This is a genomic window from Uliginosibacterium aquaticum (genome assembly GCF_012972705.2).
Lineage (GTDB): Bacteria > Pseudomonadota > Gammaproteobacteria > Burkholderiales > Rhodocyclaceae > Uliginosibacterium > Uliginosibacterium aquaticum.
Window position 1 is genome coordinate 253,947 of sequence record NZ_JABCSC020000003.1, and the last position, 25,485, is coordinate 279,431.

At 65.2% G+C, this 25,485-nt stretch carries 20 protein-coding genes; 10 read left to right on the forward strand and 10 right to left on the reverse strand.

Annotated features, from left to right (window positions below):
- The first annotated feature begins 120 nt into the window (after positions 1–120).
- On the forward strand, positions 121–1,038 hold the full coding sequence (locus HJ583_RS12555) for a hydrogen peroxide-inducible genes activator (protein WP_170022704.1): 918 nt from the start codon (positions 121–123) through the stop codon (positions 1,036–1,038).
- Positions 1,039–1,100: 62 nt separating this feature from the next.
- Here the strand turns inward: HJ583_RS12555 and yecR are convergent, their stop codons facing one another.
- From yecR to ydiK, 8 genes are all read right to left on the reverse strand, one after another.
- Complete coding sequence (yecR, locus tag HJ583_RS12560; protein WP_170022242.1) at positions 1,101–1,430, reverse strand: YecR family lipoprotein; 330 nt, start codon at positions 1,428–1,430, stop codon at positions 1,101–1,103.
- A gap of 67 nt (positions 1,431–1,497) precedes the next feature.
- Positions 1,498–2,766, reverse strand: coding sequence for a phosphoribosylamine--glycine ligase (gene purD, locus HJ583_RS12565; protein ID WP_170022243.1), 1,269 nt, complete (start codon positions 2,764–2,766; stop codon positions 1,498–1,500).
- A gap of 21 nt (positions 2,767–2,787) precedes the next feature.
- Positions 2,788–4,383 (reverse strand): bifunctional phosphoribosylaminoimidazolecarboxamide formyltransferase/IMP cyclohydrolase, encoded by a 1,596-nt coding sequence (gene purH / locus HJ583_RS12570; RefSeq protein ID WP_170022244.1) that lies wholly within the window; start codon positions 4,381–4,383, stop codon positions 2,788–2,790.
- A gap of 55 nt (positions 4,384–4,438) precedes the next feature.
- Positions 4,439–4,675 (reverse strand): helix-turn-helix domain-containing protein, encoded by a 237-nt coding sequence (locus tag HJ583_RS12575; protein ID WP_101940691.1) that lies wholly within the window; start codon positions 4,673–4,675, stop codon positions 4,439–4,441.
- Positions 4,672–5,685 (reverse strand): tRNA dihydrouridine synthase DusB, encoded by a 1,014-nt coding sequence (dusB, locus tag HJ583_RS12580; protein WP_170022245.1) that lies wholly within the window; start codon positions 5,683–5,685, stop codon positions 4,672–4,674. The genes HJ583_RS12575 and dusB overlap by 4 nt, the downstream gene beginning before the upstream one ends.
- Positions 5,686–5,835: 150 nt before the next feature.
- Complete coding sequence (locus HJ583_RS12585; protein WP_170022246.1) at positions 5,836–9,639, reverse strand: translocation/assembly module TamB domain-containing protein; 3,804 nt, start codon at positions 9,637–9,639, stop codon at positions 5,836–5,838.
- Complete coding sequence (locus tag HJ583_RS12590; RefSeq protein WP_170022247.1) at positions 9,639–11,372, reverse strand: autotransporter assembly complex protein TamA; 1,734 nt, start codon at positions 11,370–11,372, stop codon at positions 9,639–9,641. The genes HJ583_RS12585 and HJ583_RS12590 overlap by 1 nt, the downstream gene beginning before the upstream one ends.
- Positions 11,373–11,383: 11 nt before the next feature.
- Positions 11,384–12,514, reverse strand: coding sequence for an AI-2E family transporter YdiK (gene ydiK / locus HJ583_RS12595; protein WP_170022248.1), 1,131 nt, complete (start codon positions 12,512–12,514; stop codon positions 11,384–11,386).
- Positions 12,515–12,756: 242 nt separating this feature from the next.
- Between ydiK and HJ583_RS12600 the strand changes: the two genes are divergently transcribed.
- The 7 genes from HJ583_RS12600 (at position 12,757) to HJ583_RS12630 (ending at position 21,501) form a co-directional block, all read left to right on the forward strand.
- Positions 12,757–14,022, forward strand: a complete 1,266-nt coding sequence (locus tag HJ583_RS12600; RefSeq protein ID WP_170022249.1) for a putative acyl-CoA thioester hydrolase — start codon at positions 12,757–12,759, stop codon at positions 14,020–14,022.
- Between the two features lie 44 nt (positions 14,023–14,066).
- Positions 14,067–14,444: a hypothetical protein gene (locus HJ583_RS12605; protein WP_170022250.1), complete on the forward strand. Its 378-nt coding sequence runs from the start codon at positions 14,067–14,069 to the stop codon at positions 14,442–14,444.
- Between the two features lie 67 nt (positions 14,445–14,511).
- The gene (locus HJ583_RS12610) at positions 14,512–14,844 is read left to right on the forward strand and encodes a copper-binding protein (RefSeq protein ID WP_170022251.1); all 333 of its coding nucleotides are present in this window, start codon (positions 14,512–14,514) and stop codon (positions 14,842–14,844) included.
- 10 nt (positions 14,845–14,854) lie between these two features.
- The gene (locus tag HJ583_RS12615) at positions 14,855–15,346 is read left to right on the forward strand and encodes a cupredoxin domain-containing protein (RefSeq protein ID WP_170022252.1); all 492 of its coding nucleotides are present in this window, start codon (positions 14,855–14,857) and stop codon (positions 15,344–15,346) included.
- Positions 15,343–16,608, forward strand: a complete 1,266-nt coding sequence (locus HJ583_RS12620; RefSeq protein ID WP_170022253.1) for a TolC family protein — start codon at positions 15,343–15,345, stop codon at positions 16,606–16,608. The genes HJ583_RS12615 and HJ583_RS12620 overlap by 4 nt, the downstream gene beginning before the upstream one ends.
- Positions 16,605–18,092: an efflux RND transporter periplasmic adaptor subunit gene (locus HJ583_RS12625; RefSeq protein ID WP_170022254.1), complete on the forward strand. Its 1,488-nt coding sequence runs from the start codon at positions 16,605–16,607 to the stop codon at positions 18,090–18,092. Before HJ583_RS12620 ends, HJ583_RS12625 begins: the two co-directional genes overlap by 4 nt.
- 139 nt (positions 18,093–18,231) lie before the next feature.
- Positions 18,232–21,501, forward strand: a complete 3,270-nt coding sequence (locus HJ583_RS12630) for an efflux RND transporter permease subunit (protein ID WP_170022255.1) — start codon at positions 18,232–18,234, stop codon at positions 21,499–21,501.
- 171 nt (positions 21,502–21,672) lie between these two features.
- Here the strand turns inward: HJ583_RS12630 and HJ583_RS12635 are convergent, their stop codons facing one another.
- Both HJ583_RS12635 and HJ583_RS12640 read right to left on the reverse strand, forming a co-directional pair.
- Positions 21,673–22,497 carry a hypothetical protein gene (locus HJ583_RS12635; protein ID WP_170022256.1) on the reverse strand — a complete coding sequence of 275 codons (825 nt, stop codon included), beginning with the start codon at positions 22,495–22,497 and terminating at the stop codon, positions 21,673–21,675.
- 37 nt (positions 22,498–22,534) lie between these two features.
- Entirely contained in the window at positions 22,535–23,221 is a 687-nt protein-coding gene (locus HJ583_RS12640) for an NUDIX hydrolase (RefSeq protein WP_170022257.1), read from the reverse strand.
- Positions 23,222–23,375: 154 nt separating this feature from the next.
- Between HJ583_RS12640 and HJ583_RS12645 the strand changes: the two genes are divergently transcribed.
- Positions 23,376–24,242 (forward strand): cysteine hydrolase family protein, encoded by an 867-nt coding sequence (locus HJ583_RS12645; protein WP_170022258.1) that lies wholly within the window; start codon positions 23,376–23,378, stop codon positions 24,240–24,242.
- 34 nt (positions 24,243–24,276) lie between these two features.
- Positions 24,277–25,482, forward strand: coding sequence for a nicotinate phosphoribosyltransferase (gene pncB / locus HJ583_RS12650; RefSeq protein ID WP_217423407.1), 1,206 nt, complete (start codon positions 24,277–24,279; stop codon positions 25,480–25,482).
- The last annotated feature ends 3 nt before the right edge of the window (positions 25,483–25,485 follow it).

Sequence of the window (25,485 nt, forward strand, 5' to 3'; positions counted from 1 at the left end):
GGCGACCTGCAGAAACTTCAAGTCCGGTCGACATCGATCAAGCAAGCTATCTATCGGAGTGCATATAATTGGAAAATCCTATTCATGCGCTTCAGCCGGATTCCGGAGCCGGGCATTCCCATGACCCTCACTGATCTGCGTTACATCGTCGCGCTCGCGCAAGAACGCCATTTCGGGCGTGCTGCCGAGAAATGCCATGTCTCCCAGCCGACCCTGTCGGTGGCCGTCAAGAAGCTCGAGGAACAGCTCGGGGTGCTGCTCTTCGAGCGTAGCGCGGTGGACGTGAAAGTTACCGAGATTGGCCGCCACATCGTCGAGCAGGCCGAGCGCGTGTTGCGCGAGGCGAGCCAGATCCGCGATCTGGCTGAGGCCGGGCGGGATGCCTTGTCCGGCCCCTTGCGCATTGGCGTGATCTACACCATCGCGCCTTACCTGCTGCCTTCCCTGATTCCGCTGCTGGCTGAGCGCGCGCCGCGCATGCCGCTGATGATCCAGGAGAACTACACCCATCGTCTCGCTGATCAGCTCAAGAAGGGGGAAATCGACGTGGCCATCCTGGCCTTGCCTTTTGCCGAGCAAGGCATCGTGACCCAGGCCGTGTATGACGAGCCCTTCCGCGTGGTGATGCCCGCAGCGCATCCCTGGGTAAAGGAAGAAGCCCTGACGACTGCCAAGCTGCAGGAAGAGCCGCTGCTATTGCTGGGGGCCGGCAACTGTTTTCGCGATCAGGTGCTGGAAGCCTGCCCGCGCTGTGCTCATGGCACGGGCCTGCAAAAGACCATGGAAGGCAGTTCGCTGGAGACCATCCGCCACATGGTGGCGACCGGACTGGGGGTGACGGTGCTGCCGAGCTCGGCAGCTGACCCGCTGGTGGATAGCCAGAAGCTGGTGGCTATTCGGCCTTTCGCAGCGCCGGAGCCGACGCGGAGGGTGGCGATTGCCTGGCGAGTGACTTACCCGCGCACCAAGGTCATCGACCTCTTGCGCGCGGCCATTCTCGACAGTGGCTTGCCCGGCGCCACGCCGGTACGCAGCTGAACTGCTGGCCCGTGTGAGCCAGGGCTGACCCAGGCGGGTCAGCCGTTCTCAGGCCCAATCGCTCAGCGCAGGCAGCGGAACTTCTGGCTCATCACGAAGCGCCCACAACCCATGCCTCGCAGCGACACGCAGCGCTCTTCGGGCTGGCTCATGGGTTGTTCTGCCCCGCCAGTGAAGCCCCATTCGCGACATGCGGCGCTGGCTTCATTAAGACTGCCAGTGCTGGCGCCCTTGCCATTGTCGATGCGGGTCTGATCCCAGGAAATTTCCACGAAACCGGCATCCTTGCTGCCGCCGCTACGCAGAAAGTCGCTCTGATCCAGCGTGGCACAAGCAGCCAGCAGGAGCAGACCGAAAACCGTTGCGCTTAATACCTTCATCTTCTTGTGCATCTTCCAACCCCCGTCGTGAATATGCGGCGCAGTGCGCGGCGGGCGCACTGCGGGTCTGATGCAGGCTTCAGCGCTTGATGGCGCGGTGCCCGATGTCGCGGCGGTACTGCATGCCGTCGAATTGGATCTGGCTGGTCAGCTCGTAAGCGCGGGTCTGCGCTTCCTTCACCGAGTCTCCCAGCGCCGTGACGCACAGTACGCGACCGCCATTGGAGACTACCTTGCCGTCGCGTAAGGTGGTGCCGGCATGGAACACATGGGCATCCTCTACCTTGGCATCCAGCCCAGAGATCACGTCACCCTTCTTCGGATCATCCGGATAGCCCCCTGCAGCCAGCACCACGCCCAGCGCCACACGGCGATCCCAGTCGGCTTCGGCGGTATCGAGCTTGCCGGCAATACCGGCCTCGATCAGGTCGACCAGGTCGGTTTTCAGACGCATCATGATCGGCTGGGTCTCGGGGTCGCCGAAGCGGCAGTTGAACTCCACCACGCGCGGCGCGCCGGCTTCGTCGATCATCAGGCCAGCGTAGAGGAAGCCGCTGTAGGGCAGGCCGTCGGAGGCCATGCCGGCCAGCGTCGGGTTGATGATCTCGCGCATCACGCGGGCGTGGATCTGCGGCGTCACCACCGGGGCCGGCGAGTAGGCGCCCATGCCACCGGTATTGGGGCCTTCATCGCCATCCTTTAGGCGTTTGTGATCCTGGCTGGTGGCCATGGCGAGCGCGTTCTTGCCGTCGGCCATCACGATGAAACTGGCTTCCTCGCCGGCCATGAATTCCTCGATCACCACGCGCGCGCCGGCGTCACCCATCTTGTTGCCGAGCAGCATCATGTCGATGGCTTCGTGCGCTTCCGCGAGCGACATGGCGACCACCACGCCCTTGCCGGCGGCAAGGCCATCGGCCTTGATCACGATCGGCGCGCCCTCCTGGTCCACATAGGCGTGGGCCTGTGCGGCGTCGGAGAAGGTCTGGTACTTGGCGGTCGGGATGCCGTGACGGATCAGGAACTGCTTAGCGAAATCCTTGGAGGACTCCAGTTGCGCACAGGCCTTGGTCGGCCCGAAGATCGGCAGCCCCTCGGCGCGGAACGCATCCACCACACCGGCGGCCAGCGGAGCTTCAGGGCCGACCACGGTGAGGCCGATGCCTTCCTTGCGGACCAGGGCGATCCATTCCGGAATGCTGCTGGCCGGTACGTTTTCCAGACCGGGTTCGGTGGCTGTGCCGGCATTGCCCGGCGCGACGTAGACCTTCTGGATGCGCGGCGACTGGGCCAGTTTCCAGGCCAGGGCGTGTTCACGACCGCCGGAACCGATTACGAGAATTTTCATGACTTTTTGATTCCCTGCTGATCAATGGCGGAAATGACGGAAACCCGTGAACACCATGGCGACGTTCTGCTCATCCGCTGCAGCGATCACTTCGGCATCACGCATCGAACCGCCCGGCTGGATCACGGCGGTGGCGCCGGCTTGGGCCAGTACGTCCAGACCGTCGCGGAAGGGGAAGAAGGCGTCGGATGCCACCACGCAACCCGGGATCACCAGACCGGCGTTCTCGGCCTTGATCTTGGCGATGCGGGCTGAATCCACGCGGCTCATCTGGCCGGCGCCGACGCCGACGGTCATGCCGTCCTTGCAATACACGATGGCGTTGGACTTGACGTACTTGGCCACGCGCCAGGCGAAGAGCAGGTCGCTGACTTCCTTCGGCGTTGGGGCACGCTTGGTGACGACCTTCAGGTCAGCTTCGGTCAGCACGGCGTCATCATAGGTTTGCACCAAGAGGCCGCCGGCCACGCGCTTGTAGTCGGTCTGGCTGATCTTGCCGAGCGGGCAGGTCAGCACGCGCACGTTCTTCTTCACGGCCAGCAGTTCGAGGGCTTCGGCGGTGTAGGACGGGGCGATGCAGACTTCCATGAACTGGCCGGAGATGGCTTCGGCCGTGGCTTTGTCGACTTCGGCATTGAAGGCGATGATGCCGCCGAAGGCCGAGGTCGGGTCGGTCGAGAAGGCCTTGCGATAGGCTTCTTCAGCCGTCGCGCCGAGGGCCACACCGCAGGGGTTGGCGTGCTTGACGATCACACAGGCAACAGCCGAGGTATCGAAGGCCTTGACGCATTCCCAGGCGGCATCGGAGTCGGCGATGTTGTTGTAGGAGAGTTCCTTGCCCTGCAGCTGGGTGTAGCTGCCGATGCCGCCAGCGGGCGAAGCGAGGTCGCGATAGAAGGCGGCGGTCTGGTGCGGGTTCTCGCCGTAGCGCAGGTCCTGCACCTTGTCGAAGGCCAGTTGCAGGCGGGTCGGGTACTCGGCGCGAACCGGCGCGGCGGCTTCATTGAGCTGATCGGCATCGACGGCGGTGAGCCAGTTGGCGATCATCGAATCGTAACGCGCGGTGTGGGTGAAGGCCTTGCGGGCCAGCTCGAAGCGGGTCTTGTGCGACAGCGCGCCGGCGTTGGACTTCAGCTCTTCCAGAATCGCAGCGTAGTCGCTCGGCTCGGTCACGATGCCGCAACCACCGCAGGCATTGCCGTGGTTCTTGGCGGCGGCGCGGACCATGGTCGGGCCGCCGATGTCGATGTTTTCAATCGCGTCAGCCAGAGTGCAGCCTTCCTTGGCGACAGTGGCCTGGAAGGGGTAGAGGTTCACCACCACCAGATCGATGCGCGGGATGTTGTGCGCGTCGATGGTGTCGAGGTGCTCCTTCAGATCGCGGCGGGCCAGGATGCCGCCGTGCACCTTGGGGTGCAGGGTCTTGACGCGGCCGTCGAGCATCTCGGGGAAGCCGGTGTAGTCACCCACGTCGGTCACGTCCAGCCCGGCATCGCGCAGGCTCTTGGCGGTGCCGCCGGTCGAGAGGAGTTCGACGCCGAGGGCGGCGAGTTCGCGGGCGAACTCGACCACGCCGGTCTTGTCGGAGACGCTGAGGAGGGCTTGGGTGACTTTCATGGTGTGGGCCTGTAGAGCGTAAGAGTGGAGATTCGGACGTGGGCGCGCAGCAGATTCAGAGCAGGCCGTGATCGGTCAGCTTGCGGCGCAGGGTGTTGCGGGTAATGCCAAGAAGTTCGGCCGCCTGGGTCTGGTTGTTGCTGACCCGCCCCATGATCGATTCGAGCAGCGGGCGTTCCACCTGGCGGATGACCATGTCGTAAATGTCGACGGGTTTCTCACCGTCCAGATCGGCAAAGTAGCGATCGAGTGCCTGTGTCACACACAGAGCGATATCGTTTTTCTTGTTCATGCGGCCAATGCCTCAGGCTGATTGTTGTCGTCTTGCAGGCTGGGAGCCTGCTGGATGAAAAATTCGTCGATGGCGTCGAACTGCTCCTGCGGCGTTTCGAGCTGGTTCAGGTGCTGGCGGAAGACCTGCGCGCCGGCGATGCCCTTGGTGTACCAGCCAATGTGCTTGCGGCCCACGCGTACACCACCGAGTTCGCCGTAGAAGGCATGCAGCTCGGCCAGATGGCTGCGGCAGATGGCGTGGATTTCGGCCAGCGCAGGGGCGGCGAGGGTTTCGCCGGTGGCGAGGTAATGCGCGATTTCGCGGAAGATCCACGGCCGGCCTTGCGCTGCACGACCAATCATCACGCCGTCGGCACCGGTGTAGTCGAGCACGAACTTGGCTTTTTGCGGCGAATCGATATCGCCATTGGCGATCACCGGGATACCGCGCTGGGACTTCACCGTGGCAATCGTGTCGTATTCGGCATTACCGGTGTAGAGATCGGCGCGGGTGCGGCCATGAATTGCGATCAGGCGGATGCCGGATTCCTCGGCAATGCGCGCGATAGTGGGCGCGTTGCGGTGCTCACGATCCCAGCCGGTGCGGAATTTCAGTGTCACCGGCACTTCCGGCACGGCGGCAACGACGCTTTCCAGAATCCGGGCGACCAGCAATTCATCGCGCATCAGCGCCGAGCCGGCGGCGACATTGCAGACTTTTTTGGCCGGGCAACCCATGTTGATGTCGATGATCTGGGCGCCATGATCACGATTGTGGCGGGCGGCGGCAGCCATCATGGCCGGGTCCGAGCCTGCGATCTGGACCGAGATCGGGCCGCTCTCGCCCGCGTGGTCGGTGCGCCGGCGGGTCTTGTTGCTGGCGTAGAGGAGCGCGTTGGAGGTGACCATCTCGGACACGGCCAGGCCCGCACCGAGCTGCCTGCACAGCTGGCGGAAGGGGCGATCCGTCACGCCGGCCATGGGCGCGAGGAAGAGGTTGTTTTGTAACTGGAATCCAGCGAATTGCATGGCGACGGGCAGGCGCGGCGCTGCGCAGAAATGGAGCAGGGAAGGGGCGCGATTCTACCCGAAGCGCGCTGAGGATTGCTTACTTTTTGCGCAGCAAATGTGGCGTATCAACAAGTGGCCTTGCTCGCTGGCAGGCAGAGGCCGCAGCGTCTACTTGCTGCGGCCGAAACGCAGGGCGTAATGCAGGTCCAGCGAGTTATCGCTGCCAGTGCGGCCGACCAGGGTCAGGGCGCGCGAGAGGCGGTAGCTGAGCTTTACCACGCTGCCCGCGTCGAGCATGGATTCTTCGTAGGCGATGGAAAAACGGTTGAAGAGGGTTTTACCGACAGTCAGGATCTGATCGTTCGATTCGCTGGTGCTGCTGTTGCTGAAGCCGCCGGTACTGGCGATGCGGCTGCCGCGCCCATTGCTGCTGCCATCGAGCGAGCCGGTGCGCATCTCGAATTGATCGATGCCGAGATTCTGGGCGATCCGAGTGTCACCGAGCAGGCCGGCGGCGGCGGAGATCAGCAGGCTGGCGTCGGTGCCGGTGTAACCCTCGTCCGGGCCGCGCCCGAAGAGCATCCAGCTGAGCTTTTCCTGATCCGGCAGATCCGGTTCGGACACCAGCCTGACCTTCGGTTTTTGCAGGCTGCCGGTGACCTCGACGCCCGCCTCCACGCTGGGGGTGCTGCGCAGGGCGAGGATGTTGAGGCCGGGGTTGCCGACCGGGCCGACGAAGTTGAGCAGGCCGCGGCGGATGTCGAGGCGTGCGCCATAGGCTTCGAAGAGGCCACCGCTGGCGTCGACCGAGCCATTCACGCGCAGCGGATCGGCATCGCTGCTCCTCAGGCGCAGTTCGCCGGCCAGGCGGGTGTTGAGACCGGCGCCCTTGAAGTAGAAGGCCGGGCCGAGATCGGCGCTGAGGTCGATGCGTACCCCATAGGCTGAGGATTTGCGCGTTTCCTTGCCGCGCACCCGCACGTCGTCCGAAAGCTGGGGCCGACTGGCCGGCGGCATTTCGAAGCGGGCCGCGTCAGCCTTGAGCTTGCCGCTGAGGGAGAGGTGCTCATCTTCCACCCGTGCATCGGCCTGGCCCGAGAGCAGCAGCCAGCTGCCCGGCTTTTGCATCACGCCGACGCGCTCGGCCGCAATCGCCAGATCGCCCTTGCCGCTGGTAAGGTTCAGCCCGCCACGCGCTTCGAGCCGGCCGGGCTGGGCGGTCAGGCGTTCCAGCGGCAGGCGTGCATCTTGTGGCAAGGCCCGGTGCGGGGCATCGAAGCTGAGCTGGCGTACACTGAGCTGATCCCCGAGCAGCTCGATGTCGAGCGCCCCCTTATCCAGCCACAAACCGGTATCCGGCCATTGCAGGCCGAGCCCCTCGCCGTGCAGGCGGGCCTGCCACTGCGGCGTCTGCAGCGAACCGGCCAGCGCGGCCTCGCCCTTGAGGCGGCCACTGGCGCGCAGGCTCTTGTTGACCAGTGCGGCGAGGACCGATAGATCGGGTAGCGCCAGTTCGGCCTGGCCTTGCAGCGGGCGCTCGAGCAGTGGCGGAGAGTCCGGCGCGCTGGGCAGGCTCAGGCTGGCCTGCAGGCGACCGGCTAGATTGCTGAGAATCTGCACTTGCAGACTGCTGCGGGTATTGCTGAGGCTGGCGCTGGCTTCCAGGGTGGTGAGACCCAGCGCGCGGCCGTCGGCCAGCTGCAGATCGCCGCTGCTGCGCGCGAGGCGCATGTGGCCGGCCTGTAGCGGTGGGTAGTACACATCCCAATCGCCGTCGAGGCGCAGATCGCCCGGCAGTTTCAGCAACGGCGCCGGGGCCAGGCCTTGAAGGCTGCCGCGGCTGTGGAGCTGGCCGGCCAGCCAGTCGAGCTGGAGGAGATTGAGGCGGGCTTCGCCGAGGCGGAACTCGCTGTTGCCCAACTGCACGCCCTGAGTGCCGACACTGAGGGTTTCATTGCGAACCAGTTGCAGCGGCAGGGCGGCGCCGTCCAGTGTCAGGCGGGTCAGCTGACCTTGCCAGTGCGTGGCTTTCAGATCAGCCGCGCCTTGCGCCTCTGCCTGCAGGGCGAGCTTGCCCTGGTGTGCCTGCAGGCTGGCGTGGTGTTGTTGCAGGCTGCCGTCGATCCGGGCACCGAGCTGCTCAAGCGGATTTTGGCCCTCGATCTGCAGCTGACCGAGGCTCAGTTGCAGCAGCAAGGGGGCGCTGGGTTGCGGCGAGAAGTGCAGCTCGGCGTCGAGTGCCTTGAGCTGGAAGTAGCCGGGGGCGCCGAGTTGTGGGCTGCTGGCCTGGAGTTCCAGTGCCGGGGCGGCCAGTGCACCGCGCAAACGGGCTTGTGCGCGGAGGCTGCCGGCCAGGCCCAGTTGCTCCAGGTGAGGGGCGGTCAGCGTGAGTTCGAGCAGGTCATCGCGCTGGCCGAGGCGGCCCTTGATGTCGAGCTGGTTGGCGCCGGCCACGAGCTGCAGGCGGCCGATTTCCAGTTGTGCGTTGGCGAACAGGAGTTGGCCTTCGCCGCTCAGGGCGTGGCCGGCCACGCTGGAGTCGCGCAGGCTGAAGCTGGCTTGGGCGCGCGCTTGGGCGCCCAATCGGCCGCTGGCGTCGAGGTGGGCATTCAGGCGGGTGACCGGCAGGGCCGCGAAGCGGGCGAGGTCGAGCGCCTCCATCCGGCCCTGCAGGCTGAACTCGCCCGAGGCTTGCTCGAAGCGGCCGCTGGCCTGCAGGCGGGCCGGGCCGCTGGCGAGTTCCAGTGCTTCGAGCTGGAGGCTGCTGGCGTCACGGTGCGCGCGCGCTTTGAGCTGCAGGCGCTTGTCGCTGAGTTGCAGATCGAGGGATTGCGCTTGGGTCGCGATGCGGCTATCGAAGCGCCCATTGAGGCTCGCCGGCAAGGCCTTTGAGTGCAGGGCGGCGGGGTTCAGGGCGTAGATCCGGCCGGCCAGATCAAGGTGGCCGGCCTGCCATTCACCTGTGCCGGCGAGCTGACCGGCACGGCCCAGATCGAGCTGCCAGCGGCTCAGGCTCAGGCGCTCGGCCTGCCAGCGTCCGGTGAGGTTCAGGTGCTGCACCGGCAAGAGATCGCGCTCGGACAGGCCCGGGCGTTGGTTGCGGGCTTCGAGCTGGAAGTCCTGCGCATTGCTGCGGGCTTCGATATCGATGCGGGCTACGGGCGCGGCGGCGAACCAGCTGTGCGGATCGAGGCCGCGCAAGTTCAGCTCGGCAGCTCGCAAGGGCTGAGGCTGGAAGGGTTCGAGCTGGAGATGGCCGTTGCCATTCAGGCTGCCGCTGGCGTCCAGGCTGACATGCAGGGCGCTGAGCTTGCCCTCGGTGCGGGTGTTCAGCAAGAAGGCCTGTTCGCCTTTCTGCTCGAGCTGCAGGCGGGCCGCCAGAGCGTGCGGCGCCGCAGTGGCGAGGCTGGCTTCACCGCTGAGGGCCAGGCGCTGGCTGCGCAGGCTGGCGAGATTCAGCCGGTAGCCAGCGGCATCCGCGTCGAGACTGGCTTCGAGGCCCTTCAGGCTGCCAGGCAGGCCGGCGATTTCGAGTGTGCTGACGGCCAGACGGTGGACGCGCAGGCTGAGCGGTGGGGCCGGAATGTCCGGCGCCTGCAGCGGGCTGTCGTCGCCGGGCGCCGCGGTGAAGTGGACGCGGGCGGCTTGCAGCAGATCGGCTTCGAAGCGCCCGTGCAGCAGGGCGGCCGGTTGCCAGGCGAGGCTCAGGGCGTCGATTTCCAGATGGCTGCCATCGGCACCCTGCCAGCGCAGGCTGGCCAGTTCCAGTGGCCCCAGCAGGCGGCCGTGCAGTCCTTGCAATTGAAGGCCCGGGACGAAGCCTTGCGCACCACGCCCGACGGCCTGCAGGCCGCTGTCGCTGGTCACCAGCCAGCCGAGGCCGCCCGCCAGGACCAGGCTGGCAGCGGCACTGGCCCACAATGTGGGGCGCAGAACACCTGCCAGCGTGGGGAGCAGGTGGAGCTTGGGCATCAGAAGGGAATCGCCAGCGAGAAGTGGGCGCGCCATTCGTGCTCGCGTTCGCCCCAGGCGAGATCAAGCGCCAGCGGGCCGACCGGGCTGCGCCAGCGCGGGCCGAAGCCTATCGCACGGGCGAGGCGGAAGTCACCGAGTTCATCCCGCGCGTCGCCGGCGTCTACGAAGCTAGCGGCCCCCCAGCTCGGACCGAACCAGTGGGTGTATTCGGCGCTGAGCACGGCGAGGTAGCGCGCGCCATACACGGTACTGCCTTCCTGGATGCCGAGGCTCTGGTAGCGATAACCACGCACGGACTGGGAGCCGCCGGTGCGGAACAGCCAGTCGCTCGGGATGCCTTCGGTTTCGTGGGTGAGGGTGGCGCCCAGCTCGGTGCGCAGGGACAGGGTGTCGATGCTGCCGATGGGTAGGTAGTAGTGGCCGCGCCCGTGGATGCGGAAGAAGGCCTCATCCGGCCGGGTCGGACGCACGCCGCCGCCGAGCTGGCCCATCAGGGCCACGCCACGACGCGGCGCGGTGGCAGAGTCGAGATGGCGCCAGGACCACATGCGGTTGAGTGTGATGGCGCGATTGTCCTGCGTGTCACGATCCGGGCTGGACTGGGTCTCGGCCTGCCAGTTGAGCGTGTCGCGGATTTCGAGTGCGCCGCGCGAGTGCGTGCGGATGATGCCGTAGGCCGCACTCTCGGTGTAGAGGTTCTCGATGTCGGAGCGTTCGCCGCCGATACCAAAACCGTAATTGGCGCCGAAGCGGGTGCGTGGCATGAAGACGTCCACGAAAGCGGCCTGGCGGCGCTGTTCGAGATCCGCGCCGGTATGCATTTCCCAGCCGCGTCCGAAGAGGTCAGAGGTGTCGAAGGCGAGGCCGACGCGTGCCCCGGTATTCGAGCTGTAGCCGATGCTGCTGCTGATGGCGTGGGCTTCGCGCTCGGCGAGGCGGACCAACACCTCACGCACCTGCGGTTCGGGGCTGTTTGCCGCGGCCGGAGGTTGAAGCTCTACCTGCACGGCCGAGAAGTAGGGAGTGCGCTGCAGGGATTGCTGCAGCTCCAGCATCGCATCGGTGCTGAAGGGCTCCCCCGGGATGACTCCGATGGCATAGCGTGCGGCGAGGCTCTCGCTATGGCGCTTGAGCCCGCTGTAGCGGATCTGGCCGAAGACCGCGCGCGGATTGCTGCGATAGACGAGACTCAGGACCACGCTGGCGCTGGCCGGATCCACCTCGGCATCGCTGCTGATCAGGCTGGCATCCGGGAAGTGTTCGCTGCCAAGCTGGGTCAGCAGGTTGGTCTTGGCGCGCTCCCAGTCATCCTGGCTGAAGGCCGTGCCGGCCGGCAGCAACCAGCTCTCCTGCAGCTGTGCCTGCTCCTCGGCCGTGAGGGATCCTTCAATCTGCAGGGCCACGCGGGTGATGTGGGCCCGCGGACCGCTGTCCACCTCCAGCAGCAGATCGGCATCAAGCATGTTCATGCGCAGCTGCGGGCTGAAGTAGCCGGCGGTGGCGAGCAGCTCGCGGGTCTGCCGTTCGAGGCTGTGTTGCTGTGAATCGCGCCACTCGCCGCCGCGTGCCAGCTCATCCGCGTCATATACAAGATGAGTCCGGAGCAGCGTCAGCACATCGGCCGGCGCTTCGATCCGTAGCGCTGCACCGGCCATACCCGTCCAGCACAGGGCCAGCAGGCAGGCGAGCAGACGGGCAGGGCTGCGCTTTGGGCAGGGCGGGCGCTTCATCCGGGGCGGTTTCAGTCCGCGGCCTGCGCAGCATCTACCACGGCCACGGCCACGGGCTCGCTTAGCAGTGGGGCGCTGGTATTGGGGGCTTCATCCTCGGCCAGCCAGGAGCCGGCCAGGGTGTAGCTGATCGCCAGCAGCAGCGGGCCGAGGAAAATGCCCAGCAGACCGAAGCTCATCAGGCCGCCGATCACCCCCGCGAGGATCAGCAGCAGCGGCAGATCTGCGCCAAGCCTGATCAGCCAGGGACGCAGCACGTTGTCGAGATTCACTACCACCAGCGTCCACACCAGCAGGAAGGTTCCCATACCGCTCTGATCCGTGCTGTAGAGCCAGATCACGGCAGGTGCCAGCACGGGCAGCACGCCCAGCTGGGCGATGCACAGGATCAGCATCAGGGCGGTGAGCACGGCCGCCATCGGAATACCCGAGATCAGCAGGCCGATGCCGCCAAGCAAGGCCTGCACGACGGCGGTAACGCCTACGCCGAGCGCTACCCCGCGAATGGCTCCCACCCCCAGCTCGAGCATGCTTTCGCCACGCTTGCCGCCCAGTTTGTGGGCGAAGCGGCGCAGGGTGGCGGCCGTGGCTTCGCCGTTCATGTAGAGAATGGCGGCGAGCACGATGGCCAGCAGGATCTGCAGCAGGATCAGGCCGAGGCCACCGATGCGCGCGGCAAACCATTTGCTGAGGCTGCCCAGATGCGGCACCACCTTGGCAGCCAGTCCCTGCGCGCCGAGTTCGGCAAACTGGCCCCACAGCTCGGCCAGGCGCGGCCCGGCGAGCGGTAGGCCAGCCAGCCAGGCTGGGGCGGAGGGGACTTTCATGCCTTCAACATTGCTGACCAGGGCGATCAACTGGTCCGAATGATCCAGCAAGGTCGTGATGGCGGCCATGAAGGGCAGGAACAGGGCCAGCAACAGGATTCCGATCAGGGCCAGTACTGCAAGGCTACGACGGCCCCACAGGCGTTTTTCGAGGCGCAGCATCAGTGGCCAGGATGCCACGACGATCATCGTCGCCCAGGTCAGTGCCAGCAAGAACGGCGACAGTACCCACAGCGAAGCGAGCAGCAGGCCACAGGTGAGGGTGACGCTCAGGAGGGTCTGGGCGAGGTCACGGCGGTGCGGAAAGGCAGGCATGGGGGCGCTCCGGCTGGACGGCAATGGACGGGTGTTCAATGATAAGCGAATCGGCTGGAGGCGCTGCTGCCCGCATGGTGCACAGCCGCAGCGGCCGGGCATGGGCGCTGCTACATCAATTTGCAGACGCGGATCAAAAGTGTTGGTTCGAAGCCTTGAGCAATACCACTGCCGATGCTAGGGTTGCGACCGGTATCATGCCTTCACTTCCGGCGTGGCCTGACGCTGGAGTATTTCCCCTCATGAATCACCTTGCCTCTCCCGAACTCGCGCACCGGGATGCCCCGTCCGGAACTGCCGGGCGATTGAGCCCGCCCAACACCGCGCAGCGTCCTCAGCTCAGTGCGGCGGAAGCGGCGGCGTTCGTGGCGGCGGCGTATTTCGCCGAGGGCGGCCTGCACGCCGCGCCGGACGGCCCTTGGCGGCCTGCCGCCATTGCCGATTCGCGTGCCGACTTCGTCGTCGGCCCCGGCGGCAGTCATGCCAGTGTGCAGGCCGCAGTGAATGCGGCGATCCGCAGTGGCCGCGTCGAGCGTCAGTACATTCACATCCTGCCCGGCGTGTATCGCGGGGCGGTCTATATCCCGGCCTTTGCGCCGCCGCTGAGCCTCGTCGGCTGCGGCTGCCATGGCTCCGACGTGCGCATTGAGCTATGCCTCGATTCGCGTATGACGGTGGCGGAGTACATTCAGCGTGTGAATCCGGCCGCTGAATTCCAGCCCGGAGATCCGGCTTGGCATATGTATCAGGCCTGCGCCGGGCGTCCGGACGACAAGAGTATCGATACTCCCAGCGCGGCCGTGTTCTGGAGCCAGGCCAGCGATCTGCAGCTGAAGAATTTCAGCATCGTAAACAGCCAGCTCGACACGGTGGATGGCAGCACTCACCAGGCCGTGGCCCTGCGCAGCGATGGTGATCGCTGCCAGCTCGAAGGCCTGCGCCTGATCAGCCGCCAGGACACCTTCTTCTGCAATGCCGGCGAGGCCCCGCGTGCCGCCAATGCGATGGGCGCTTACGCCCGTGATCGCGATGCCCGCGTGCTGGCGACCGAGTGCTACATCGAAGGTGATACCGACTATGTGTTCGGCAGTGCCAGCGCCGTGTTCCAGCGCTGTGAGTTTCATTCCGTTTCCAGCCGGCGCCGTGCACCGACCATCGTGTTTGCGCCGGACACGCATCCGGGCAAGCGCTTCGGCTTCCTCGCGCTGGACTGCCGCTTCACTGCAGACGCCTGGCTGCAACAGGATGGCCGCAGCTTCCTTGGCCGCAGCTGGGATCAGGGCGCTGGCAATACCGGCTACCTGCCAGGCAAGACGGCCAACGGCCAGCTCGTGATCCGCGACAGTTTCATAGACGCCGCCTGTGGCGCCGACAGCCCCTGGGACCACGCCGCCACCACGCGCCGGCCGCACCGCGGCAATGCCGATCCGGCACGCGATCTGGATGACCCGGGCTTCAACCGCCTGTGGGAGTTCAACAATTACGGGCCGGGGGCGGTCGCGCGCTGAACAGGGCTGACACCTGGCGCGCAATTTCGTACTAAACTCCAGCCATGCGTGCCCTGTTCCGCCTCCTCTGCATCTGCCTGCTGGCTCTGAGCGTTCCCGTTCAGGGCCTGGCGGCCGTACAGATGAGCCTGCTCTTTCCGGTGGCCGGGCAGGATCAGCCGGTGGCCGAAAACCTGCACGCCAGTTGCCATGGCGCCAGTACCGCGGCGGATGGTGGCAGCTCGCAGCAAGAGCGCGGCCAGCACCACGCCCCCCTCAAGCTCAAGGCCTGCGGCAGTTGCTGTGGAGCCATGCTCGACGCCAGCGTCGTGCCGTCCGCTCTGCCGACGCAGGCTGGCAGCAGCTACCTGCTGTTGCCCGCTGGCACTCCGCCGAGCCATATTCCGGACGGCCTCGAGCGTCCGCCCAGACGCCTTTCCTGAACTCCGCCTCAAGCGCTGGCAGCCTTCTGCCCGCCATTTGTCGTTGTACTCAATTCAGGAAATTGCCATGAACATCCGTATCGCCTTCGCGAGCGTCCTGCTCGCCCTTGCCTCTCTTTCGCAACCCGCTCTGGCCCAGGGCATGAACCATGACATGCATGCCGGCCATGCCATGGGTCAGGAACTGGTACCCGCCGAAGTACGCGCCCTCGATCTGAAAGCACGCAAGATCACCCTCAAGCACGGGGACCTGAAGAACCTCGGCATGCCCGGCATGACCATGGTTTTCGCGCTCGACAAGAAGCTTGTCCTGCCTGCCGATCTGAAGGCCGGCGACAAGGTCGAGGTACGGGTCGAAGACCTCGGCGGCGTCCTGACCGTCACCACCCTCAAGCGCTGAGGTCACCGCCATGATCCGCAGACCATTCCAGATGGTCTGGCTGAGTGCCGCCCTTGCCGGGCTGGCACCGCCAGTACTCGCCCATACCCATACCCCGGCGCAGGCAGCGACCCAGCCCGCCGAGCAGACTGCCTGGGGCATCGCCGGCAGCACCGATGCCTCCGTGCGCAGCATTGAAATCCGCATGACCGATGACATGCGTTTCACCCCTGCCAGCATTCGCGTGAAGCAGGGCGAAACGATCCGCTTCGTCATCAGCAACGCCGGGCGCAAGCTGCACGAAATGGTGATCGGCACACCCGGCGCAATTGCCGAGCACGCTGCACTGATGAAGAAATTCCCGAAGATGGAGCATGCCGACGCTTGGATGGCACATGTGCTGCCGCGTCAGCGCGGCGAGCTGCTATGGCATTTCAATCGCCCTGGCAGCTTCGAGTTCGCCTGTCTGGTCGGCAATCACTATGCACAAGGCATGCGCGGCATGATCGAGGTGACACCATGAAAAGAGTCCTGCCCTGGCTGGCCTTGCTGCTGGCCGCTCCGCTGCTGGCGGCCGAACCGCTCAGCCTGGAGGAGGCGCGTCGGATCGCCGAGACGCGGGCGCCGCAGATCGAAGCCCTGCGTGCACAGGAGATGGCGGCGCGCGAGATGGCCGTGGCGGCCGGTCAGTTGCCGGATCCGGTGCTCAAGCTGGGTCTTAGCAACGTGCCCACCGATGGCGAGATGGCCTGGAGCCTGACGCAGGAGAGCATGACCATGCGCCAGATCGGTGTGATGCAGGAGTTCACGCGTGGCGACAAGCGCCAGGCGCGCGCCGACAAGGCCCTGCGGGAGGCTGAACTGGCGCATGTGAGCCAGCGCCAGAGCCTGGCTGACACACGTCGCGACACTACTCTGGCCTGGCTCGATCTTGCTTATCAGGGCAGCATGCAGGCCTTGCTGGAGAGCCAGATCGCCGAACTGCATCTGCAGCAGCAGGCGGCTGACGCGGCCTTTCGCGCCGGCCGTGGCGAGCAGGCCGATGTGTTTGCCAACCAGCTGGCGATTGCCCGCAGCCAGGATCAGCTGGCTCAGATGAAGCGTGACATTCTCATGGCCCGCTCACGACTGGCGCGCTGGATCGGCGAGGACGCGGAGCGCCCGCTGGCGCCGCCACCTGAGCTGAAGAGCCAGCTGCAGGTGCATCCGGCACTGGCCGAGTCTGCCGAGCAACATCCCTTGCTGGCGAGCCAGCAGGCCCTGGTCGCTCTGGCGGAAGCGGATGCCCGCATGGCGCGTGAAAATCGCACTCCGGATATCGCCGTCGAGTTGATGTATGGCCAGCGCGGCCCGGGCTTTTCCAACCTCGTCTCTGTGAACCTGTCCATGCCGCTGCCCTGGGATCGGGCCAGCCGGCAGGATCGCGAGCATGGGGCGCGCCTGGCTCAGCTCGATCAGGCGCGTGCCCAGCAGGCCGACATGCAACGCGCCTACCGCGCCGAGCTGCGCGGCAATCTGGCCGTGCTCGATAACGCGCGCGAACGCCTGCAACGCTACGACCAGCAACTGCTGCCGTTGGCCCAGCAGCAGGTCGAAGCGGCGCTCGCTGCCTACCGTGCCGGCAGCGGTTCGCTGACCCGCGTGCTCGAAGCCCGCCGCATGGCGCTCGACACCCGCATGGAGCGCCAGCGCGTGGCGCTGGAAGCCGCCCGCGCCTGGGCCCAGCTTAATTTCCTGAATCCGCAGGAGGCGTCTGTCTCCGCTGCGCATGGAGAACAACCATGAACAATCACCGTCAGAAACTCATCGCCTTTGCCGTCCTGCTCGCCTTGGGCGCGGTCGGCTACGGCGCTTACCAACTCGGCAGTCGCCACGCCGCACCGGCTGTAGCAGAAAGCCACGACGCGAAGATTGACCCGGGTACGGGCCGCCGCGTGCTGTACTGGCACGACCCGATGGTGCCCGGCCAGAAGTTCGACAAGCCGGGCAAGTCGCCCTTCATGGACATGCAGCTGGTGCCGGTTTTCGCTGATGAGGCGGCCGATGCCGGCGGCATCAGCGTGAGCCCACGCCAGACCCAGAACCTCGGCCTGCGCACGGTTGAAGTCGCACGGGGCAGCCTCAGTCCGCAGATTAAAGTGAGCGGCAGCGTAGCCTGGAACGAGCGCGGCCTCACGGTTGTGCAGGCGCGCAATACCGGCTTCGTTGAGAAGCTCTTCGTACGTGCCACCCTGGATCGCGTGGCCAAGGGTCAGCCACTGGCCGAGCTGTATGTGCCCGACTGGGTCGCCGCCCAGGAAGAATTTCTCGCCGTGAAGAAGATGGCGGGTGAGGGCATGGCCGCCTTGCTCGATGCTGCGCGCCAGCGCATGCGTCAGGCCGGCATGAGCGAAGCCCTGATCGCGCAGGTCGACAAATCGGGCACGGTGCAGGCGCGCATCACGATCACGGCACCCGCCGCTGGCAGCGTGATCGAACTCGCCGCGCGCGAAGGCATGACGGTGATGGCGGGCGCCACCCTGTTCCGCATCAACGCGCTGGACAGCGTGTGGGTGAATGCCGAAATCCCCGAGAGCCAGGCCGCCCTGATCAAACCGGGCATGCCTGTAGAAGCAAGCCTGGCGGGCTTCTCCGGGCAGATGTTCAAAGGCACAGTGCAGGCCATCCTGCCCGAGGTGGAAGCCAGCACGCGCACGCTGAAGGCGCGCATCGAGCTCGCCAATCCCGGCGGGCGTCTGTCGCCGGGCATGTTTGTACGGATTGCTCTAGGCAGCACGGCGAAGTCGGGACTGGTGATCCCGAGCGAAGCCCTGATCCGCACCGGCAGCCGCAGCGTGGTGATGCTCGCCGAGGGTGAAGGCAAGTACCGCCCGGTGGACGTGCAGACCGGGCAGGAAGCCAATGGCCAGATCGAGATCACCAGTGGCCTCGCCGCCGGGCAGAAGGTGGTTGTCTCCGGCCAGTTCCTGCTCGATTCGGAAGCCAGCCTGCGCTCGGTCGGCACACGTGTCGCCGAACCGATGGCACTGACGGCGAAGGAGTATCAGGTCGAAGCCGTGTTCGAATCGGTCGTGGATGACATGGCCATGATTTCGCACCCGGCGATTCCCGAGTTGAAATGGGGCGCGATGACCATGGGCTTCAAGTTGCCGAAAGACGGCCTGCCCAAGGATCTGAAGCCCGGCCAGAAGGTGCACATCGCCTTCACCACACCGGCAAGCGGCGAGCCGCAGCTCACGCATGTGATGGCGATTGGGGGTGGGAAATGAAACAGCCAAACCTAACCCCCCCAGCCCCCCTTATCAGGGGGGAGTACGGTTCGTGCATGATGGTTTGCTCCTCCCCTGATAAGGGGAGGTCGGGAGGGGTTAAAACGCTCGCAATAGCCTCGCCCTCTGGGAGGTCAGCATGATCGCCCAACTCATCCGCTGGTCGATCAGCAACCGCTTCCTCGTCCTGCTCGCCACGGTGATGCTCACGGCATGGGGCATCTACGCCGCACTGCGCACGCCACTGGATGCGCTGCCGGATCTGTCCGACGTGCAGGTGATCATCCGCACCAGCTACCCGGGGCAGGCGCCGCAGATCGTCGAGAATCAGGTCACCTATCCGCTCACCACCACCATGCTCTCGGTGCCGGGCGCGAAGACGGTGCGCGGCTTCTCCTTCTTCGGCGACTCCTTCGTCTACGTGCTCTTCGAAGATGGCACCGACCTGTACTGGGCGCGTTCGCGCGTGCTGGAGTATCTGAATCAGGTGCAGTCGCGTCTGCCGCCGTCCGCCAAGACCGCGCTCGGGCCGGATGCCACCGGCGTGGGCTGGATCTACAGCTACGCGCTGGTCGACAAAAGCGGCAAGCACGATCTGGCGCAGCTGAGATCGCTGCAGGACTGGTTCCTCAAGTACGAGCTGAAGACCGTGCCAAACGTGGCCGAGGTCGCCTCGGTGGGCGGCATGGTCAAGCAGTATCAGATCGTGCTGAATCCCGACCGGCTGCGCGCCTACGGGCTGAGCCATGCGATGGTCATCGACGCCATTGGCCGCGCCAATCAGGAAACCGGCGGCTCGGTGCTGGAGCTGGGTGAGGCCGAATACATGGTGCGCGCCTCGGGCTATCTGCAGACCCTCGACGATTTCCGCAAGATTCCGCTGATGGCCGAAGCCTCCGGCGTATCGGTGCGCCTTGGCGACGTGGCCAATGTGCAGATCGGCCCCGAGATGCGCCGCGGGATTGCTGAACTCGACGGCGAGGGTGAAGTCGCGGGGGGCGTGGTCGTCTTGCGTAGCGGTAAGAATGCGCTGGAAGCCATCCACGCGGTGAAGGCCAAGCTGGAGTCCCTCAAATCCAGCCTGCCCGAAGGCGTGGAGATCGTGCCGACCTATGATCGCGGCGACCTGATCGAACGCGCGGTGGACAACCTCAGCCACAAGCTGCTGGAGGAATTCATCGTTGTGGCGCTGGTGTGCTTCATCTTCCTGTTCCACTTGCGCTCCTCGCTGGTGGCGATCATCTCGCTGCCGCTGGGCGTGCTGATGGCCTTCATCGTGATGCACTATCAGGGCGTTAATGCGAACATCATGTCACTGGGCGGCATCGCGATTGCCATCGGGGCGATGGTGGATGCGGCGGTTGTGATGATCGAGAACGCGCACAAGCATCTGGAAAAATGGAAGCATGCGCACGCTACTTCCCCTCTCCCGCTTGCGGGAGAGGGTGGCCCGCAGGGCCGGGAGAGGGGTTTTGCAGTGGGCGAGACGCCCCTCTCCCCCGCCCCCTCTCCCCAAAGGGGCGAGGGGAGTCCTCGCGAGCCAACGCCCGCCGAACACTGGCAGATCATCGCGGAAGCCGCCGCCGAAGTCGGCCCGGCGCTGTTCTTCTCGCTGCTGATCATCACTCTCTCCTTCATTCCGGTATTCACGCTGGAGGCGCAGGAGGGGCGGCTGTTCTCGCCGCTGGCCTTCACCAAGACCTACGCGATGGCCGCTGCGGCTGCGCTGGCCGTCACGCTGATCCCGGTGCTGATGGGTTACCTGATTCGCGGCAAGATCCCGGACGAGCACAAGAACCCGCTCAACCGCTTCCTGATCGCGATCTATCGCCCGCTGCTCGACGGCGTACTGGCCTGGCCGAAAGCCACGCTGGCCGGCGCGCTGCTGCTCTTGCTGCTGAGTCTGTGGCCGCTGCAGCACATCGGCGGCGAGTTCATGCCGCCGATGGACGAAGGCGATCTGCTCTACATGCCGACCGCCTTGCCGATGCTCTCCGCTGGCAAAGCCAGCGAGTTGTTGCAGCAGACCGACCGTTTGATCAAGACGGTGCCCGAAGTCGCGCGCGTCTTCGGCAAGGCGGGGCGCGCCGAAACGGCGACCGACCCGGCGCCGATCGAGATGTTCGAGACCACCATCCAGTTCAAGCCGAAGAGTGAATGGCGGCCGGGCATGACCACCGAGAAGCTGATCGAGGAACTGGATCGCATCGTCAAGGTGCCGGGGCTGGCCAACATCTGGGTGCCGCCGATCCGCAACCGCATCGACATGCTCGCCACCGGCATCAAGAGCCCGGTGGGCATCAAGGTGGGCGGGGCTTCGCTGGCCGAGATCGAGCGCCTCACCACCCAGATCGAACGCGTGGTGAAGGAGGTGCCCGGTGTCAGCTCGGCCCTGGCCGAGCGCCTCACCGGCGGACGCTACATCGACGTGAACATCGACCGCGACGCCGCCGCGCGTTTCGGCATGAACATCGCCGATGTACAGAGCGTGGTGAGCGCGGCCATCGGCGGCGAGAACGTCGGCGAGACCATCGAGGGTCTGGCGCGCTATCCGATCAATGTGCGCTACCCGCGCGAGCTGCGCGATTCGGTACAGAAGCTGCGCGAGCTGCCCATCGTCGGCCCGCGTGCCCAGCGCCTGTCACTCGGTGACGTGGCGCAGATCCGCATCAGCGACGGCCCGCCCATGCTCAAGAGCGAAAACGCGCGCCTCTCCGGCTGGGTCTATGTCGACATCCGTGGCCGCGATCTGGCGCGCACCGTGCATGACATGCAGCAAGCCGTCAGCGCACAGGTAAAGATGCCAGCAGGTTATTCGCTGGCCTGGTCGGGTCAGTTCGAGTACATGGAACGCGCCGCCGCGAAGATGAAGATCGTGGTGCCTTTCACCCTGATGATCATCTTCCTGCTGCTCTACCTAACCTTCCGCCGCGTCGATGAAGCCTTGCTGATCATGGCCACGCTGCCCTTCGCGCTGGTCGGCGGTATCTGGCTGCTGTGGCTGCTGGGCTACAACCTGTCCGTTGCGGGCGCAGTGGGCTTCATCGCGCTGGCCGGGGTGTCGGCCGAGTTTGGTGTGATCATGCTGCTGTACCTGAAGCACGCTTGGGAAGAACGCTTGGCCCAAGGCATGAGCGACACGGAAGCCCTGTGTGATGCGATCCGCGAAGGTGCGGTGCTGCGCGTGCGCCCCAAGGCCATGACCGTGGCGGTAATCCTTGCCGGCCTCTTGCCCATCATGTGGGGCGGCGGCACCGGCTCTGAGGTGATGCAGCGCATTGCGGCACCGATGGTCGGCGGCATGATCACTGCGCCGCTGCTGTCGATGTTTCTGGTGCCGGCGGCGTATCTGCTGATGCGCAGAAGAAAACCTGGCGTGGACGAGACGCAGGCGTCGTCCGACTCCTGACGCAGCCTCGCTCCCGTCGGTTTGAAGGAACCCGATCGGCGGGTGATAGCGTTTAGTTAGGCGTTTGGCATTACGTTTTAGTCGTCTCTGTGAAAGCGGGGATCCAGCGTTGCTCGACGGCGCTGGATTTCCGCTCAGAGCGGCGCTTCAGGCTGGTGGCTTTGTGCCCGTCTATTGTGCTGCCCAGCAGCCCCTGGCCTCGGACACAGGCGTGACCCGCTGTACCGTGCCGCCGTCATCAAGCACGACTTCCACTTCGTAGGCAATCACGCTGGGATCGGCGGCCACTTGCTCGCGGAGCCCTGCGGGTACGCGCTTTTCCTCCGCTTCGTAGGAGGCGCTGCAATCCGGCGGCTGCGAGGCACTCAGGCCGGTGGCCTGGCGAATGGTCTGCCAGCAAGCCTCTGGAGCGGCACGCAGCGAGCAGCTGGCCAGGTGGATACGCTCGTAGCGCAGCTTCAACAGGCTGCTATGCCAGGGCCTGTCCTCCGGTCGTTGCGGGGGGCTCAGCAGCTCGATGCGGTGCAGCCCGCCGCTCAGGTCCGCAAATATTTTCCGGCCATCCTGGGTGAAGACGGCAAAGCCTTGTCCATCATTGCGGCCATCGTCACTGGTGAAGAACACGAAGGGGGCTTTGACGCCCTCGAAATAGCCAGCCCAGTCGGTGGTATCGACGACCCGTTCACCGCGCGCTTTCTGGCGCGTACAAGACGGGGGTTTCTTGTCGGGCGGGACTGGAATGATGGCCAGACGTGCCGCGCCTTTCTCGCCCAGATCGACCTGCTTGATCATCAGGCCGGGGTAATGGAAGCACGCCACTTCCGGCTTCGTGTGTGGATTCAGCGGGTCGGGAGGCAGGCGCAGGTGTTGTTCCTGGATGGGCTGGTCAAACAGCGGCTGGGCGTCCTGCGCATGAGCGCTGGCAAAACCAAGGCAGCTCGTCAGGAGTGCGGAAAGGCTGCGGATGACGCGGGTCTGGGGGCGTGCTTCGGGCATGAGATATCCGGGAGTGAAAACCCGGCAGACGCAGGACTTAGCCTGCGGCAGCCGTCAGGGAGCGGGGCGAAACGGACAGACACTGCTGAAACTCGTGCTTGAGGCGATAGAGCTGGGCCGGCCGGTTGGCGCGGCCGGTTTCCATGGCGCCCTCCACCGCTTCCAGCATGTCCAGCTCTTCCATCTTGCGGCGGAAACTCACCTTGTTGATCGGCTCACCGAGCACCGCTTCATAGACGGCCTGCAGGCGTGGCAGGGTGAATTGCTCGCCACACAGATAGACCGGCAGCGAGGAGTAGCTGCTCTTGTTGCGCACCCGCTGCACCGCAGCCTGCACGATGTCCTTGTGGTCGAAGGGCAGGCCCTTGAGCTGCTCGACGGCTTGCAGCACCAGGCCAGGCGCCGGCTCCTGTTCGATCAGTTCGGCCGGAAGCAGGGCGTAGTAGGCGATCGAGATGGACCAGCCACGCGGATCGCGACTGGCCCCGGAAAAAGTGCCGAGCTGTTCCAGGTAAGGGCTGGCAATGCCGGTCTTCTCGCGCAGCATGCGACTTGCGGCGTCCAGCGTATCCACATCTTCCTCGGGGTGGATATAGCCGCCGGGGAGCGCCGGACTGCCTTCGAAGGGCGCGCGCTCGCGCCGCCACAGCGCCACGTTCAAGACCGTTCCGCGCAGGCACAGCAGTACGACGTCGACAGTGCAGATGATGGCCTTCTGAGGCATCAGGAATCCCTGCTTAGTTGCAAAAAGACACGAACAGTCTAGCGACTATCCGTGATTTTTACGACTCCGGTACGGTGTTAGTTGCAAAATGCATCTAAGTTGTTTAGAGTGGATCCATACCCGCCGGGAAACGCGGGTGATCCAGGAGAAATTCATGGCTCAGCGCAATCTTCATCTGCTCATCATCGACCCGCAGAACGATTTCTGTGATCTGCCCGCCGACTATTGCCCGCTCGATCCGCTCGGCGGCCGTTTTGCACCGAGCCTGCCGGTGCCCGGCGCTCACGCTGACATGCTGGCCCTTGCTGCCTTGATCGACGCTGGCCGCGCGGGGCTAGAAGCCATCACGGTCACGCTCGATTCGCACCAGCACCTCGATATCGCTCACCCGACCTTCTGGCAGGATGCCGATGGCCAGGGCGTCGCACCCTTCACCCAGATTACGGCCGCCGAGCTGCGTGCAGGCCGCTACCTGCCGCGCGCGCCGCAGTGGCAGGTGCGCGCGCAAAGCTATCTCGATGCACTGGAGGCCGCGGGTCGTTATACCCACATGGTCTGGCCGGTGCATTGCGAGATCGGCAGCTGGGGTCACAACATTCACCATGTTCTGCGCCTGGCACTCAATCGCTGGGAAGAGGCCCGGACGGCCATCGTCGCCAAAGTCAGCAAGGGCGAAAACCCGCTGACCGAACACTACAGCGCGATGCAGGCCGAGGTGCCGGATCCGGCGGATGCCGCCACCCAGCTCAATGAGGCGCTGCTGGCCCGGCTGCGCAGTGCAGAGCGCGTCTTCATCGCTGGCGAGGCGGGCAGTCACTGCGTCAGGGCCACCACCGAACACATCGTGGCGCACTGGCCGGCCGCCGAGCTGGGCAAGCTGGTGCTGATCGAGGATTGCATCAGCCCGGTGAGCGGTTTCGAGTCCGCGTATGCGGAATTCCTCGCCGCGATGCGCGAGCGCGGCGTGCAGTTGATGAACGCCAGCGAAGTGCGTGCAGAACTGCTGGACAATGCGCGTTGAAATGACAGGCAGGACCCTCGGCGGAGCCACACACATGCAAGCCAATCAGACACCGGTCGTACGCAGCCTGCTGGAGAACGACCTCTACAAATTCACGATGTGGCAGGCCTTGCTGCACAGCAACCCCGGCGCTCAGGCGGAGTACCGGTTTGTCTGCCGCAACCGGCCGGCCTTTCCGCTCGCCGAGCTGAAGGACGAGGTGGAGCGTGAGCTCGATCACCTGTGCAGCCTGTACTTCACCCAGGATGAGCTGGATTACCTCGCCAGCCTGCGCTTCATCAAGAGCGATTTCGTCGATTTCCTCTCCCTGTTCCGTTTTCAACGCCGCTTCATCGAAGTGCGCGCGGTGGGCGAAACGCTGGAGATCGTGGCACGCGGCCCCCTGGTGCACGTGATGGGCTTCGAGATATTCGTACTCTATATCGTGAACGAGTTGTACTTCCGCCGGCTGCCGCAGGAAGGGGTGATGACCGTGGCCCGCGAACGTCTGCAGGCCAAGATCGGCGTGTTGCAGGCCGGTTTGCAGAGCATTCCGGCGAACACGGCCTCTCCCTTCGTGCTCTTCGACTTCGGCCTGCGCCGCCGCTACTCGGGGGCCTGGCAGGAGGAGGTGGTGCAGCGCTTTGCCGAGGTGGCTCCCCAGCACTTTCGGGGCACCTCCAACGTCTACCTGGCGAAGCAGTTTGGCCTGACCCCGATCGGCACCATGGCCCATGAATATCTGCAGGCCTACCAGTCCTTCGGCTTCCGTCTGCGCGATTTCCAGAAGGCCGCTCTGGAGGGGTGGGTGCAGGAGTTCCGGGGGGATCTCGGCGTGGCGCTGACCGATGTCGTCGGCATGGATGCCTTCCTGCGCGATTTCGATCTGTATTTCGCCAAGCTCTTCGATGGTTTGCGCCACGATTCCGGCGATCCCGTCGTGTGGGGTGAGAAGGCCATCGCCCACTACCACAAGCTGCGCATCGATCCGGCCAGCAAGCGTCTGGTGTTTTCAGACGGTCTCAACATTCCGCGCGCGCTGGAGCTGTATCACCACTTCCACGGCCGCATCCAGACCAGTTTCGGCATCGGCACTGATCTCTCCAACGACACGCCGCACAAGGCCCTCAACATCGTCATGAAGATCACCGCCTGCAATGGCCAGCCAGTGGCCAAGCTCTCCGATGCACCGGGCAAGACGCTGTGCGAGGACGAAACCTTCCTCGCCTACCTGCGTCAGGTTTTCGATCATTCGCTCTGAGGC

Bases quoted from the DNA above. Each gene is read 5' to 3' on its own strand.
- HJ583_RS12555 (WP_170022704.1), top strand. From the start codon at position 121: ATGACCCTCACTGATCTGCGTTACATCGTCGCGCTCGCGCAAGAACGC.
- yecR (WP_170022242.1), bottom strand. From the start codon at position 1,430: ATGCACAAGAAGATGAAGGTATTAAGCGCAACGGTTTTCGGTCTGCTC.
- purD (WP_170022243.1), bottom strand. From the start codon at position 2,766: ATGAAAATTCTCGTAATCGGTTCCGGCGGTCGTGAACACGCCCTGGCC.
- purH (WP_170022244.1), bottom strand. From the start codon at position 4,383: ATGAAAGTCACCCAAGCCCTCCTCAGCGTCTCCGACAAGACCGGCGTG.
- HJ583_RS12575 (WP_101940691.1), bottom strand. From the start codon at position 4,675: ATGAACAAGAAAAACGATATCGCTCTGTGTGTGACACAGGCACTCGAT.
- dusB (WP_170022245.1), bottom strand. From the start codon at position 5,685: ATGCAATTCGCTGGATTCCAGTTACAAAACAACCTCTTCCTCGCGCCC.
- HJ583_RS12585 (WP_170022246.1), bottom strand. From the start codon at position 9,639: ATGCCCAAGCTCCACCTGCTCCCCACGCTGGCAGGTGTTCTGCGCCCC.
- HJ583_RS12590 (WP_170022247.1), bottom strand. From the start codon at position 11,372: ATGAAGCGCCCGCCCTGCCCAAAGCGCAGCCCTGCCCGTCTGCTCGCC.
- ydiK (WP_170022248.1), bottom strand. From the start codon at position 12,514: ATGCCTGCCTTTCCGCACCGCCGTGACCTCGCCCAGACCCTCCTGAGC.
- HJ583_RS12600 (WP_170022249.1), top strand. From the start codon at position 12,757: ATGAATCACCTTGCCTCTCCCGAACTCGCGCACCGGGATGCCCCGTCC.
- HJ583_RS12605 (WP_170022250.1), top strand. From the start codon at position 14,067: ATGCGTGCCCTGTTCCGCCTCCTCTGCATCTGCCTGCTGGCTCTGAGC.
- HJ583_RS12610 (WP_170022251.1), top strand. From the start codon at position 14,512: ATGAACATCCGTATCGCCTTCGCGAGCGTCCTGCTCGCCCTTGCCTCT.
- HJ583_RS12615 (WP_170022252.1), top strand. From the start codon at position 14,855: ATGATCCGCAGACCATTCCAGATGGTCTGGCTGAGTGCCGCCCTTGCC.
- HJ583_RS12620 (WP_170022253.1), top strand. From the start codon at position 15,343: ATGAAAAGAGTCCTGCCCTGGCTGGCCTTGCTGCTGGCCGCTCCGCTG.
- HJ583_RS12625 (WP_170022254.1), top strand. From the start codon at position 16,605: ATGAACAATCACCGTCAGAAACTCATCGCCTTTGCCGTCCTGCTCGCC.
- HJ583_RS12630 (WP_170022255.1), top strand. From the start codon at position 18,232: ATGATCGCCCAACTCATCCGCTGGTCGATCAGCAACCGCTTCCTCGTC.
- HJ583_RS12635 (WP_170022256.1), bottom strand. From the start codon at position 22,497: ATGCCCGAAGCACGCCCCCAGACCCGCGTCATCCGCAGCCTTTCCGCA.
- HJ583_RS12640 (WP_170022257.1), bottom strand. From the start codon at position 23,221: ATGCCTCAGAAGGCCATCATCTGCACTGTCGACGTCGTACTGCTGTGC.
- HJ583_RS12645 (WP_170022258.1), top strand. From the start codon at position 23,376: ATGGCTCAGCGCAATCTTCATCTGCTCATCATCGACCCGCAGAACGAT.
- pncB (WP_217423407.1), top strand. From the start codon at position 24,277: ATGCAAGCCAATCAGACACCGGTCGTACGCAGCCTGCTGGAGAACGAC.